Origin of the sequence: Streptomyces sp. NPDC127197 (assembly GCF_042672405.1) — a bacterium.
Lineage (GTDB): Bacteria > Actinomycetota > Actinomycetes > Streptomycetales > Streptomycetaceae > Streptomyces > Streptomyces flavusporus.
On sequence record NZ_JBHXVG010000003.1, the window covers coordinates 61,380 to 73,972 of the forward strand.

At 71.4% G+C, this 12,593-nt stretch carries 11 protein-coding genes; 3 read left to right on the forward strand and 8 right to left on the reverse strand.

What is annotated here, in order from left to right:
- The first annotated feature begins 117 nt into the window (after positions 1 to 117).
- Positions 118 to 735: a class I SAM-dependent methyltransferase gene (locus ACFVJQ_RS05410; RefSeq protein WP_385781113.1), complete on the forward strand. Its 618-nt coding sequence runs from the start codon at positions 118 to 120 to the stop codon at positions 733 to 735.
- Between the two features lie 21 nt (positions 736 to 756).
- Here the strand turns inward: ACFVJQ_RS05410 and ACFVJQ_RS05415 are convergent, their stop codons facing one another.
- Together ACFVJQ_RS05415 and ACFVJQ_RS05420 are read right to left on the reverse strand one after the other, a co-directional pair.
- Positions 757 to 1,245 (reverse strand): DUF402 domain-containing protein, encoded by a 489-nt coding sequence (locus ACFVJQ_RS05415; RefSeq protein WP_385781116.1) that lies wholly within the window; start codon positions 1,243 to 1,245, stop codon positions 757 to 759.
- Positions 1,226 to 2,155, reverse strand: a complete 930-nt coding sequence (locus ACFVJQ_RS05420) for a GNAT family N-acetyltransferase (RefSeq protein WP_385781119.1) — start codon at positions 2,153 to 2,155, stop codon at positions 1,226 to 1,228. Before ACFVJQ_RS05420 ends, ACFVJQ_RS05415 begins: the two co-directional genes overlap by 20 nt.
- Positions 2,156 to 2,226: 71 nt before the next feature.
- Between ACFVJQ_RS05420 and ACFVJQ_RS05425 the strand changes: the two genes are divergently transcribed.
- Positions 2,227 to 2,595 carry a GntR family transcriptional regulator gene (locus tag ACFVJQ_RS05425; protein WP_385512963.1) on the forward strand — a complete coding sequence of 123 codons (369 nt, stop codon included), beginning with the start codon at positions 2,227 to 2,229 and terminating at the stop codon, positions 2,593 to 2,595.
- Between the two features lie 22 nt (positions 2,596 to 2,617).
- Here ACFVJQ_RS05425 and ACFVJQ_RS05430 read toward each other — a convergent pair whose 3' ends face one another.
- Positions 2,618 to 3,391, reverse strand: a complete 774-nt coding sequence (locus ACFVJQ_RS05430; RefSeq protein WP_385512964.1) for a DUF72 domain-containing protein — start codon at positions 3,389 to 3,391, stop codon at positions 2,618 to 2,620.
- 33 nt (positions 3,392 to 3,424) lie between these two features.
- Positions 3,425 to 4,519 carry a DUF5925 domain-containing protein gene (locus tag ACFVJQ_RS05435; protein ID WP_385512965.1) on the reverse strand — a complete coding sequence of 365 codons (1,095 nt, stop codon included), beginning with the start codon at positions 4,517 to 4,519 and terminating at the stop codon, positions 3,425 to 3,427.
- 168 nt (positions 4,520 to 4,687) lie between these two features.
- Between ACFVJQ_RS05435 and ACFVJQ_RS05440 the strand changes: the two genes are divergently transcribed.
- Entirely contained in the window at positions 4,688 to 6,100 is a 1,413-nt protein-coding gene (locus ACFVJQ_RS05440) for a xylan 1,4-beta-xylosidase (protein WP_385781123.1), read from the forward strand.
- 5 nt (positions 6,101 to 6,105) lie between these two features.
- Here ACFVJQ_RS05440 and ACFVJQ_RS05445 read toward each other — a convergent pair whose 3' ends face one another.
- From ACFVJQ_RS05445 to ACFVJQ_RS05460, 4 genes are read right to left on the reverse strand one after another with little or no spacing between them, the layout of a single operon-like run.
- Positions 6,106 to 9,810: a polysaccharide biosynthesis C-terminal domain-containing protein gene (locus ACFVJQ_RS05445; protein ID WP_385512967.1), complete on the reverse strand. Its 3,705-nt coding sequence runs from the start codon at positions 9,808 to 9,810 to the stop codon at positions 6,106 to 6,108.
- Positions 9,803 to 10,603, reverse strand: a complete 801-nt coding sequence (locus ACFVJQ_RS05450) for a polysaccharide deacetylase family protein (RefSeq protein WP_385512968.1) — start codon at positions 10,601 to 10,603, stop codon at positions 9,803 to 9,805. The genes ACFVJQ_RS05445 and ACFVJQ_RS05450 overlap by 8 nt, the downstream gene beginning before the upstream one ends.
- The gene (locus ACFVJQ_RS05455; protein WP_385781126.1) at positions 10,596 to 11,585 is read right to left on the reverse strand and encodes a glycosyltransferase family 2 protein; all 990 of its coding nucleotides are present in this window, start codon (positions 11,583 to 11,585) and stop codon (positions 10,596 to 10,598) included. The genes ACFVJQ_RS05450 and ACFVJQ_RS05455 overlap by 8 nt, the downstream gene beginning before the upstream one ends.
- Positions 11,582 to 12,403, reverse strand: a complete 822-nt coding sequence (locus ACFVJQ_RS05460; RefSeq protein WP_385512970.1) for a glycosyltransferase family 2 protein — start codon at positions 12,401 to 12,403, stop codon at positions 11,582 to 11,584. Before ACFVJQ_RS05460 ends, ACFVJQ_RS05455 begins: the two co-directional genes overlap by 4 nt.
- Positions 12,404 to 12,593 lie beyond the last annotated feature (190 nt).

Here is a 12,593-nt window from a genome sequence, read left to right on the forward strand (position 1 = left end):
GCATTTCCGCGATCTCACGGAGGTAGACCCTTTCGGCGAGAGTTCCTCATCGGTACGGGTCTGTCAGTGGCGGCTGTCACGATTCGACTGTCAGTGGCGGCTGTCACTCTTGGGCGCATGACGGATGACCGGGACGGAACGACCTCGGCGAATGACGTGGACTGGGACGCGTCGGCCGCCACCTTCGACGACGAGCCGGACCACGGACTGCGCGATCCCGACGTCCGGGACGCCTGGGCGGAGCGGCTCCGCTCCTGGCTGCCCGACGCCCCCTGCGACATCCTCGACCTCGGCTGCGGCACCGGCAGCCTGTCGCTCCTCGCCGCCGAGCAGGGACATCGCGTCACCGGCGTCGATCTGTCCCCGGCCATGGTGGACCGGGCCCGCGCGAAGCTCGCCGGACGTGACGCCGCATTTCTCATCGGTGACGCGGCGGCACCGCCGGTGGGGGCGCAGCGATTCGATGTCGTCCTCGTACGACACGTCCTGTGGACGCTGCCCGACCCCGGCCGCGTCCTGCGGCACTGGCGGGGGCTGGTGCGGCCCGGAGGAAGGCTCGTGCTGGTCGAGGGCGTGTGGGGGAGGACCAGCCCGGTCGGCATACCTGCCGAGCGGCTTCGCGCGCTGCTCGTGCCGCTCGGCGGGCGGGTGCGGGTGGAGCGGTTGTCGGAGGACGCCGGGCTGTGGGGGAGACGCGTGGAGGACGAGCGGTACGCGGTCGTGTGCCTGGTGTGAGAGCTGTCAGGCCGGCTGCCGCTACCTGAGCAGCGCGTCGAAGTCGGTGCCGTGGGCCAGGGTTTCCAGTTCGTCGAGGGTTGCGAGGGCGGTGGCGGCCGCCGGCGGGTCCGTTTCCGGCAGGCCGCTCTCCGCGAACTCGTCCTCGTCCAGGCGGCGTACGTCCGTGCCGTCGGCGGAGCGCCACAGGTCCAGGTCGAGGTCCTCGACGACCAGCTCCGTGCCGGTGAGCACGGCCGGGCGGGTGATGTCGCAGTACCAGCCCTTGAGGGTGCCCGTGGCCGTGCGGACCTCCTTCACCGAGTACCAGCGGTCCCGCCAGTAGTACTCCGTGAAGACGTCGCCCTGTTCGAAGCGCACGAAGCCGAAGTCGCGCACGCCCTCACCCGCCCAGGGGGCGCGCACCGTGATGCGGGTGCCGTCGTCGCCGAGCAGCTCCGCGGGGTAACGGATCTTCGTGCGGCCGCCCTTGACGAGGACGACGTCCACTTCAGCCGAGTTCGCGGACATACCGCACCTCCGTCGCGCAGACCTCGTACCCCAGCCACTTGTTGATAGCGAGCATCGGGCCGTTGCCGGTGTCGTTGCCCGTGAACGCCTCCGTGTACCCGGCGGCGCGGGCGCGGTGCAGGGAGTCGTTCTTGACGAGCTTGGCCAGGCCCCGGCCGCGGAACGCGCGGGCCGTTCCGGTCATGGAGGTGGCGTAGTGACAGGTGCCGTCCGTGTACGCCGCGGTGAAGGCGGCGGGGCGGCCGTCGACGACCGCGACCGTGGTCAGGTCGAGGTCCAGCAGTGGGCATTTCCAGGTCTCCTCGACCCAGGCCTCGTAGTCGGTGAACTCGATGTCGACGTCGCTCGGTTCGTCCGACGTCGTCTCCGCGTCCAGTTCGAACACCGGGCGTGGGTCGTCCGCGAAGTCGGCGGCCGTGCGCAACTCGACGCCCGGCGGCGGGGTCCGCAGCGGTGGCAGCGTGCCGTTCGCCAGGTCCAGGCGGAGGAAGTGGGCAGAGCGGCTCGCCTCGTAGCCGTGCGACGCGGCGAAGGCGCGGTTGCCGGGTTCGTCCAGGACCCAGGTGAACAGCCTGGTCGCGCCGTGGGCGGCCAGATGCTCCTCGGCGGCCCGGACCAGCAGCGCGCCGGCGCCGCGGCGGGTCCGCTCCGGGTGCACGTACACGTTGACGTTGCCCTGGCCGGGCTCGGGGCTGTCGTGGGCCAGGTGCACCTGGGCCGTGCCGATCACCTCGCCGTCGTCCACGGCGACGAGGGGGCGATAGTGCGCCTCGGGGCTCATGTGGGTGAGGTCGTGCATGAGGGATTCCGGGGTCATCAGGAGGAAGGGCGTGGTGAGACTCCTGACGCGGGCGAAGCCCTCGATGTCGGCTCGGATCTCCGGGCGGAGGTCGCGCACGGTGACGGTCATGGATGCGCACGTTACGTGGGGACGAGTGCGGGATGCCTCTCATTTTCCGTCGGGTACGGGACAATCGGCCCGTGACCTTGAAGATCCACATCGACGACAGTGCCCCGCCGTACGAGCAGGTGCGGGCGCAGATCTCCGAGCAGGCCCGGTCGGGTGCGCTGCCCGTGGGGTATCGGCTGCCGACCGTGCGGGGGCTGGCCGAGTCGCTCGGCCTCGCCGCGAACACCGTCGCCAAGGCGTACCGGGCGCTGGAGACGGACGGGGTGATCGAGACGCGGGGCCGGCATGGGACGTTCGTCGCCGCCGCGGGCTCGGCGGCCGAGAGGGAGGCGGCGTCGGCTGCGCAGGCCTATGCCGAGCGAGTCCGACGGCTCGGGCTCGGTGAGGGGGCGGCGCTCGACGCTGTTCGGGACGCCCTGCGGGCGGCGTACGCCGAGTAGCCACGGCGGGAACCAGGGGGAGTCACGCAGTACGTTCCAGCCGCTCCGGAGTCCGTGTGACCGTCCGCCCCTCCCGCGCCGCCAGTTCCCCGAACACCACGGCGTCCTCCACCGCCGCCCCGCCGGGGTCGTTGTTGAAGTACGCGTACACGTCGTGCCCGTCGGACCAGGTGTCCGCGATCCGCTGGACCCACGTCCGCAGGGACTGCCGACCGTAGCGCGGCCACGGCTGAGCGCGGCCCTGGTGGAAACGGACGTAGCCCCAGTCGGTGGTGCGCCACAGCGGCGTCACCGGGCGGGCCTGGACGTCGGCCCAGCACAGGGCCGCGCCCCGGGAGCGCAGCACCGCCTCCACCTCCGGCGTCCACCAGGAGTCGTGACGCGGTTCGACCGCGATGCGCGTGCCGGCAGGGAAGCAGGCGAGGCAGGCATCCAGCAGGTCGGCATCGGCGCGCAGCGTCGGTGGGAGTTGCAGCAGGACCGGGCCCAGACGGTCGCCCAGCCCTTCCGCGTGGCTCATCAGGCGGTTCACCGGTTCCTCGGGGTCCCGCAGCCGCTTGATGTGGGTGAGGTAGCGGCTCGCCTTGACCGCGATGACGAAATCCCCCGGCACGCGATCCCGCCAGGCCTCGAAGTTCTCCCGTGTCGGCAGCCGGTAGAACGCGTTGTTGATCTCCACGGTGGCGAACCGCTCCGCGTACTCCTCCAGCCACAGACGTGTGGGACACCCGTCCGGGTAGAGCAGCCCCCGCCAGTCCTTGTACTGCCACCCCGACGTGCCGACGAACAGGGTCATACATCCATCAAAGCACCGGCCGAAGCCGCAGCCCTACAGGTACAGTCCCGCATCCGACCCGTCCCGCGGCTCCGGCAGCGTCGTCGGTGACGTGCCCCGGCGCAGCGCGTACAGCTCCGCCAGTGTCGCGCCCTCGCGGCCCACGCCCTCCTCGCTGCCCAGCCAGCCGACCGCCTCCCGCCGGGTCAGGGGCCCCACCTCGATGCGGGCCAGACAGCGGCCCGGCCGGACGACGGCGGGGTGGAGGCGCTCGAGGTCCTCGTTGGTGGTGACGCCGACCAGGACGTTGCGGCCCTGGCCCAGCAGGCCGTCGGTGAGGTTCAGCAGGCGGGACAGCGCCTGCCCGGCCGTGTGCTTGGCCTCGCCGCGGATCAGCTCGTCGCAGTCCTCCAGCAGCAGCAGCCGCCAGCGGCCCTTGCCCGCCGAGTCCTCCTCGCCGATCGCGATGTCCATGAGGTAGCCGACGTCGGAGAAGAGGCGTTCCGGGTCCAGGACGCAGTCCACCTGGCACCAGTCCCGCCACGAGCGGGCCAGCGTGCGCAGCGCCGACGTCTTGCCGGTGCCGGGCGGGCCGTGCAGGAGCAGCAGCCGGCCTGCGATGTCCTCCGGGGTCGTCTTCATCAGGCGGTCCATCGCGTCCGCGACCGGCGCCGTGTAGTTGGCCCGGACCTCGTCCCACGTACCCGCCGAGATCTGCCGTGTCGTACGGTGCGGGCCGCGCCTCGGGGAGACGTACCAGAAGCCCATCGTGACGTTCTCCGGCTGCGGCTCGGGTTCGTCCGCCGCGCCGTCCGTGGCCTGGTCGAGGACCTGCTGCGCCAGCTCGGGGCTGGTTGCCGTCACCGTGACGTCGGCGCCGCGGTTCCAGCGGGAGACGAGCAGCGTCCAGCCGTCGCCCTCCGCCAGCGTGGCGCTGCGGTCGTCGTCGCGGGCCGCGCGCAGCACCCGGGCGTCCGGCGGCAGCAGTGTCGCCCCGGACCGTACGCGGTCGATGTTGGCCGCGTGCGAGTACGGCTGCTCGCCCGTCGCGAAGCGGCCGAGGAACAGCGCGTCGACGACGTCGGACGGCGAGTCGCTGTCGTCGACGTTGAGCCGGATCGGCAGAGCGTCGTGTGGGTTCGCAGACATGCCGCCATGATCGGGCACACGGGCGCCGCGTGCACCCGGTTTCCGCGGTGCGCGTGGAGTGTCGGCTCCACGCTCCTCCTCCTGCTGTGTCCCTCTCCGTCCTGTTACCAGGTCGTACATCCACGACATCTGCCCCAACCCGCCTGCCCGCCGTTACTGTTGCCTTCGATGGGACGTCATGGGTGGGATTCGGGGGCACGGCGGTGGCGGCTCACCGCGCTGCTCGGTGTGTCGGCGGCCGTCGTGGCCTTGGTGGTGACCCTGGTCAGCACGCTTCCCGGCGGCGGCGCGAGCACCGAGGGCACCTCGCCCGACGGCGACAAGGTGCACGGCACGCCCGCCACCCCGCCGCAGGAGCCGCAGCCGGACGTCGGCTGGGGCTTCACCCACACCCAGTTCAGCGCCGACGAGGGCAGCGCCGCCGCCACCGCGCGTGTCCAAGGCCTGCTCAAGACCACAAGCCTGCCGCAGAACCAGCACATCATGGGCTGGGGAGCCGACAACCCCGAGCCGGTGAAGGGGCGTTACGACTTCGCAGCACTGGACCGCCGGGTCGACTTCGTCCGCGCCTCCGGGGGCACACCGGTCATCACCCTGTGCTGCGCCCCGGACTGGATGAAGGGCGGCGAGGCAGGCGCCGGCAACACCGACTGGAGCCAGTCGGCCCTGGAGACGGCCCCCGACCCCGAGCACTACGACGACTTCGCCGCGCTCGCCGCGACCGTCGCCAAGCGCTATCCGGACGTGCGCCACTTCATCGTCTGGAACGAGTTCAAGGGGTTCTGGAACGACGCGGAGCACCGCTGGGACCACGAGGGCTACACCAAGCTGTACAACCTCGTGTACCGGGCCCTGAAGAAGGTCGACGCCGACATCATGGTCGGCGGCCCGTACCTCGTGATGGACAGCGTCGACCCCCGCCAGGCCGAGAACGCCTCCCGCACCCTCAAGGGCCCCTGGGGCGCCATGGACCAGCGGGTCCTGGACGCCTTCAGCTACTGGAACGAGCACAAGGCGGGCGCCGACTTCGTCGTCGTGGACGGCTCCAGCTACACCAAGGACGACGATCTGCTGCCCGACGAGTTCGCCGCGACGGACAAGTTCACGGCCGTCGGCCAGTGGGTGCGCCGGCAGACCGGCGGCGATCTGCCGCTGTGGTGGGCCGAGTACTACGTCGAGCCGTCCGACGGCAACGACGACCGGCACGGCTGGTCCGAGGCCCGCCGCGGTGCCGTCCAGGCCGCCGGAATGATTGCCATGGTCAAGGGCGGCGCCTCCTCCGGCTTCTACTGGAACCCGGAGGAGGAGACGGGCCCCGACTGCCCCGGCTGCCTGTGGACGCCGACCGACACCGGCGACGGGGGCGGCAAACTGCCCATGTACGACCTGGTCGCCCGCTTCAACGCCGAGTTCCCGCCGGGCACGGCGTACGAGACGGTGTCCGCCCCGGCGGACGTACGTGTCCTCGCCAGTGACAGGACCGTCCTGGTGGTCAACACGCTCGACCGGGCGATCAGCACCGAGGTCGACGGCAAGCGGTTCGACCTGCAGGCGTACGAGGTGAAGTGGCTGAAGCGGTAGGCCGCTCACTTCATTGTCAGGAACCGCTGCACCAGCGAGGCGAGCAGCACCGCCAGCAGTGGCAGCGAGAACCAGAAGGTGCTCTGCAGCCACCGCAGTTGCCGCACGCTCGGCCGCACCGCCACCCGGACCACTTCCCGCGCCGTCAGCAGCAGGATCAGCGCGACGGCCGCGAGCGCCCCGACCACCGACCAGGGTGTCCAGGTCACCAGCGGTCCGGCCGACCCCGGATCCGCCTCCGGCACGGGACCCCTGGGCTGCCGGGCCAGGGAGTAGATGGTGACGTCCTCGTTGACGTACACCTTCCGCAGCTCCGGCCGCCGGTCCAGGTTCTGGAGCAGCCGGGGCTCCCAGGTCGCCGAGTAGCCCACGTCCATGCGCAGGAAGGTGACCTGACTCCGGTTGATCATCAGATACGAGTTCGGCCCCGCGTCCTTCAGCGCCTTGACCAGCCCCGACACCAGCACCGGGTCGGTCGGCGCCTGCGTCGGCACGTACTGCACCTTCTCCATGTCCCGGGCGCCCCACGGCATGGCCGGCGTCACGGTCTCCAGCGGGTCGTCGCTGAGCCACAGCAGCCGGACGCTCGGGTCGTCATGGGCGTACACGTACTCCATCGCGGCGACCTCACCGGGCCGTACCCGCTCGAAGGTCTCGTTGCCCCAACGGGCCACCAGGAAGCCGCCCATGAGCACCAGCCCGGCCATCAGCGCGGCCAGCGGAGCGAGGCTCACCCGGTCCTTGTCGCGCTCCTCGGCGGTGACGCCGGTCCGCGGGAACAGGGCAAGTCCGGCCAGCAGGGCGGCGCCGGGCAGCGCGAACATGAAGACGCGCAGCGCCATTTCACCGCCGTACGACTGCATGCCGAAGCCCAGGAACGGCACGAAGGCGAGGACCAGCAGCGAACGCTCCCGGTACTTGTGCTCGCGCCGCCGCCACCAGCCCCAGCAGGCGAAGGCCATCACCCCGCCGGCCAGCGCCACGCGCGCGTATAGCACGAGTTTGTGGGTGGAACTGCCGCCCTCGATCCGGCCGGACACCGACGACGACACATTGCCGCCGACGCCGCCGACCCCGCCGAACAGCTCGGCGAAGTGCCCCGACCAGTACGGCTCGGCCAGGAAGCCGATCCAGGCGGCGACCATCACCCCGCACAGGACGGGCAGGCCGCGCAGCTCGGACCTGCCGATCAGGACGAGGACCGCGAGCACGCCCAGCATCACGAACGGGGTGAGCTGGTGGGCCGGCACGGTCGCCGCGAACAGACCGGTCACCACCAGCAGCAGCACCGCCCGCTGCCGCCGGTTCGTCGGCTCGACCTCCATCTCGCCGGGTCGCGCCTTGGTCCAGATCACACGTGGGGCACGGAACCAGACGAGCAGGATCGCCACGAAGACGAGGTACAGCAGATAGGTGAAGCCCTGCGGGGAGAAGTAGTCCTGGCCGACCCAGCCGCTCAGCACGAAGATCCAGACACCGGTCCACTTGGCGCGCCAGCTCGCCCGGAGCGAGCGGGTCAGCAGGAACAGCGGGGCCAGGTAGAGCAGTTGCATGGTCAGCGGCCACCAGCGGATGACCTCGGTGAGGTCCGTGACCCCGCAGGCCTGGGCGACGAACGCGGCGGCCGCGAAGAAGCCCGGCCAGCTCCAGCGCGCGTCCAGGTCGGGCACCGCGACGCCGGTCCGGTCGATGTGGTCGAGGAACCCGAGGTGCTGCCAGGCCGTCGCGAACCGCGGCTCGGTCTCGATCACCGCGGGCAGCGCGTGCAGGGACACGACGGTCGCCAGCAGGGTGACCAGCAGCAGCGTCCGGTGCTCGCGACCGAGCCACAGCAGTGATGCGAACACCACGACCAGCAGTCCGGCGCCGACCAGGGTCGGGGCCGGCAGCACGGAGATGAGGCCGAGCCCGCCCATCCGGTCCAGGTCGGCTTCGCCGAGTCGCAGGGCCGGGACCCAGTACAGGAGGAGGGCGGCGATCAGCAGACAGCCGAGGATCACACCGAGGCGGGTGGGGAACAGGCTGCGCTGCAAGGGCTCCGGACGGGGAACATCCGCTTCCGAGACTGATACCGGCTCCGGTTCTGATACGACCGCCTCGCCCACGTCGGCCTCCGGCGAGAACGGTGCGTCCACCTCCGGCTCCGGCAGCACGGGCACGCCCGTCGGCGGTGTCCCCGGCCCCGGCCGCACGTCGGGGCGGCGTTCGAGGTGGTCGAAGTCGACATGGATGCCGAGAGCGAGGGTGTCGCCGTCGAGCGCCCAGGCCGGCCCGCGCTTGCGCGCCGGCCCGGGCGCCGCCGGGACCTCGCGCGCCCCCAGGTCGGCGAGGTCCCCGTCGGGTGCCGTGCTCTCGACGACGTCGACGGACGGAGCCCTGACGATCTTGTACAGCCTGGGCGCGGCGATCGCCACGATCACCGCGAGGCTGGCGATCTCCGCGACGCCCGCGCCGGTCAGCCCCATGCGGGGGAGCAGCAGCAGCGTCAGCCCGAGCACCAGCACGCACAACAGGCCCTGCAGCCAGGCGAGTCCGGCGGTGCGGCTCTGCGCGCGCAGCACCGCCAGGTACGTCTCCATCACGACCCGCAGCACCGCGCCGAGTGCGAACCAGCGCAGCAGCGGCGTCGCCGCGTCCGCGTAGCCGGCACCGAAGACACCGAGGATCCACGGGGCGCCGAAGAACAGCAGGGCGGCGACCGGCAGCATGATCCGCGCCATCCGCTTCAGCGCGGCACGGGTGTTGGCGGCGAGGCGGCCCGGGTCGTGCGAGCCCTCGACGGTCAGCGAGGCGCCCATGTTGATGGCGAGCAGGTTGACCGTGCCGCCGATGGTGGCGGTGATGTAGAAGTACGCGTTGTCCTCGGAGCTGACCTGCGCGGCCACGATCACCGGCACGAGATAGACCACGGCGAGCGAGAACAGCGACCCGGTGTAGTCACCGGCCAGGAACCTGCCGACCTCCCCGAGCGTCGGCGGGGTCGCCTGCTCCTCGGTCGCCTTCACATGCCGGGGCACCAGCCGCCGGAACACCAGCCAGCCGAGCGGCAGCACGGAGGTGGCGATCGCCGCGACCCAGGACACGAAGACGCCGGTCATCGGGATCGCCACCGCGAACGCGACCAGCAGCCCCAGCTTCACCGCGGAGAACACGGTGTTGCCCACCGGCACCCACAGCGCGCTGCGCAGTCCGGTCAGCACACCGTCCTGCAGGGTGAGCAGGTTCCACGCGACGACGGCCACCACGAACCCGACGGCGGGCAGCGGCCCGTGCAGGAAGCGGTACGACGGCCCCCACACGTCCAGCGTCAGCAGAAAGACACCCGCGGCCAGCGCCACCACCAGCGAACTGCCCGCGTACGTACGGAGGATGAGCCGCCCGGTGGTGCGGCCCGCGACCGGGATGAAGCGGGCCAGGGCACCGGTGAGCGTCACCGCGGTGAGCCCCGCGAGGAGCTTCATCGCGGCGATCGCGGCCGAGCCCTGGCCGACCGCCGCCTCGGAGTAGTAGCGGGCCGCCACCAGCCAGTAGCCGAGGCCCAGGAGGGCGGAGATGCCGGTGTTGAGCATCAGCGCGTAGGCGTTGCGGAACAGCTGACCGCCTCCCGGCGACCGGCCGAGTCCGGGCAGGCGCAGCCGGCGCCGGGGCTGCTGCTCCGGGGTCTGCGTCTCGGTGGGTTCGGCCTGTGCTGTGGTCGTCGTGTCAGACACGGGTTCTGGTGGCCTTCCGGCGGACCTGTCGTGCTCTGCGGACCATCGCGTACCCCTTGGTGAGGGCGCGGTCCCTGGCGAAGGCGCGGGCGATCGAGCGGCCCTCGATCAGCCGCTCGAACTCCTCGAGACCGGTGCTGCGGCGCACGGTGACACGGCGCAGGGCGTACGGCCCCTGCCGGCGGCCGGCCAGGTCGTTGCCGACGGCGAGCGCCTGGGCGTACCCCGTGGCGCGCACCTCCTGCCGCACCCGGCGGCTGGAGTAGCCGTAGGGGTAGGCGAACGACACGGGCAGGGCGCCCAGTTCACCGGCCACAATATCCCGGCAGCGGGTCAGCTCGAAGCGCAGGGCGTCGTCGTCGAGCTGGTCCAGCTGCGGGTGGCTGTGGCTGTGGCCGCCGATCTCGACGCCCGCGTCCGCCAGCTCCCGCACCTGGTCCCAGTCGAGCATGCGGTCCAGGCCGCCGCCGGTGTCGTAGGCGCCCCTGAGCCAGCCCGTGGAGACGAACAGCGTGGCCGGGAAGCCGTGCTTGGCCAGCACGGGCAGGGCGTGCCGGTGCACGCCCTCGTAGCCGTCGTCGAAGGTGACCAGCACCGGGCGCGGCGGCAGGGGGCGGCCCGTGCGCCACCGTGCCGCAAGGTCGGCCGTGGTCACCGGGGTCAGGCCCAGGTCGCCGATGACCGCCATCTGCTGGGCGAAGGCATCGGGGGTGACCGACAGGGCGCGGGTGGCGTCGTTCGGGTCGGTCGCGACCGCGTGGTACATGAGGATCGGTACGCGCACCTCAGACACCGGAACCCCCCTCGATCGGCGCCACGGAGAACGTGGTGCCGCCCCTGCGCGCCCGGACACTCCCCACGACGTACCCACCGGCCGCCGCGAACACTCCGGCGACGATCGCACCCGCCCGCCCCGCACCGCCCGGCCGGGCCAGCACGGCGTCGCGCAGCCCGCGCGCCACCCCGGCGGGCAGCACCCGGGTCGTGTACCGGCGTTCCGACTCGAGTCCCTTGTCCGCGCCGACACTTCGGGCCACCAGCGCCTTCGACAGGCCTTCGGCATACGTACGCGTACGGAAGTACCCGAAGTGCTCACGCGCCTTCGGCACCCGGTGGTGGATCACTGCACGGTCGTCGATCAGCAGGACCGCCTCGGGCAGGGCGCGGGTGAGGCGGATGCACAGTTCCGTCTCCTCGCAGCCCAGCGGGCGCTTGTCGCCGTCGCGGCCGATACCGGTGGCGAAGCCGCCCGCCGCGTCGAACGCGCTGCGGCGGAAGGAAGCGTTGCCGCCGAGGACGTTGCGCACCCGGACCAGCCCGCGCGGCAGGCCCCGGTAGGTGCAGCCGACCACCCAGTCGAACTCCTCCGGGAACCAGACAGGCCGGCGTCCGGACGCCCAGACCGGCTCCGTACGGCCGCCGACCGCCATGACCCGCGGGTCGGCGTACGACGAGGCGAAGTGGCGCAGCCAGTCGCGTTCGGCGACGGCGTCGTCGTCGAGGAAGGCGATGACGTCGCCGCGGGAGGCCGCGATGCCGGTGTTGCGGCCGGCGGACAGACCGCGGGGGCCCGCGTTGGCGAGCACCCGCACGTCCCCGGCCTCCTTGTACTCCCCGGCCAGACGGTCCAGAAGCGCCTGGTTGTGGTCCACGACCAGGAGCGTCTCCAGAGCCGGCCGGGACTGCGCCCGCACCGAGACGACCGCCGCGAGGATGTCCTCCCAGCGGTCCTCGGTGTAGACGCAGATCACGACGGAGATGTCGGGACTGCTCAAGACACCTCTCCCCGGACCGTGTCGAGCATCGGAGAGGGATGCGAACGGCGGCGCAGCGCACGCCGGTTGGAGCGCTCCTTGAGGATCACCTTGAGCACCCGCAGCCCGTCGCGCACCGCGCGCAGATTGCTGGTGCCGTGGATGCGGAGGTACTCGTGGCTCGGTATCTCCTGCACCTTCAGTCCCGCCTTGACCACCCGGATGTTCATCAGGGTCTCGACCTCGAAGCCGGTGCAGTCGAGGTCGATCTTGTCCAGGCAGTGCCGCCAGAACGCGTTGTAGCCGTAGCACAGATCGGTGTAACGGGCGCCGAACTTGCGGTTGACGACCGCGCACAGGGCACGGTTGCCGAGCTTGCGGATGAAGGTCATGTCGTCGGTGCCGCCGCCGTTGGCGAAACGCGAGCCCTTGGCGAAGTCCGCGCCCGAGACGAGGGCGGAGACGTACGACACGATCTCGTTGCCGTCGGCCGAGCCGTCCGCGTCGACCATCACGATGATGTCGCCGGTGCAGGCCTCGAACCCGGTGATCAGCGCGTCGCCCTTGCCCTTGCCGCGCTGTCCGACGACTTTCACGTCCGGCCACAGGTCACGGGCGACCTCGACGGTGTTGTCGGTGGAATTGCCGTCCACAAGAACCACTTCGTGTATCCAGTCCGGAAGTGTCTTGAAGACGTAGGGGAGATTCTCCGCCTCGTTCATGGCGGGAATCACCACGCTCACCGGTGGCGCAATGGCCAGGTGAGAGGAGATCGGCCGGTATGCGCCGGCCGTTGTCGGATTCTGGCTCGTGGTTGCCGAGCCCAGAACGGAGCTCATGAGTCTGGTCCCTCTCGTCCGGTGGACCGCCCACCCCCGGGCGGCCCGGCTCTTTGTCCGGTTCGAAAGGGGGGTTGTCACTGGCAAAAGCTCGCCGGCTCCGGAAAACGGCAGCCGGTTGCGCGGCACGTCTCGGTCACACGCAGGTCACCGAGCACGGCACCCCCCTACCGCGCCCCGCGCCGGCACC

What these genes read in the sequence shown, in the direction of transcription:
- ACFVJQ_RS05410 (WP_385781113.1), top strand. Translation starts at nt 118, where the DNA reads ATGACGGATGACCGGGACGGAACGACCTCGGCGAATGACGTGGACTGG.
- ACFVJQ_RS05415 (WP_385781116.1), bottom strand. Translation starts at nt 1,245, where the DNA reads ATGTCCGCGAACTCGGCTGAAGTGGACGTCGTCCTCGTCAAGGGCGGC.
- ACFVJQ_RS05420 (WP_385781119.1), bottom strand. Translation starts at nt 2,155, where the DNA reads ATGACCGTCACCGTGCGCGACCTCCGCCCGGAGATCCGAGCCGACATC.
- ACFVJQ_RS05430 (WP_385512964.1), bottom strand. Translation starts at nt 3,391, where the DNA reads ATGACCCTGTTCGTCGGCACGTCGGGGTGGCAGTACAAGGACTGGCGG.
- ACFVJQ_RS05435 (WP_385512965.1), bottom strand. Translation starts at nt 4,519, where the DNA reads ATGTCTGCGAACCCACACGACGCTCTGCCGATCCGGCTCAACGTCGAC.
- ACFVJQ_RS05440 (WP_385781123.1), top strand. Translation starts at nt 4,688, where the DNA reads ATGGGACGTCATGGGTGGGATTCGGGGGCACGGCGGTGGCGGCTCACC.
- ACFVJQ_RS05460 (WP_385512970.1), bottom strand. Translation starts at nt 12,403, where the DNA reads ATGAGCTCCGTTCTGGGCTCGGCAACCACGAGCCAGAATCCGACAACG.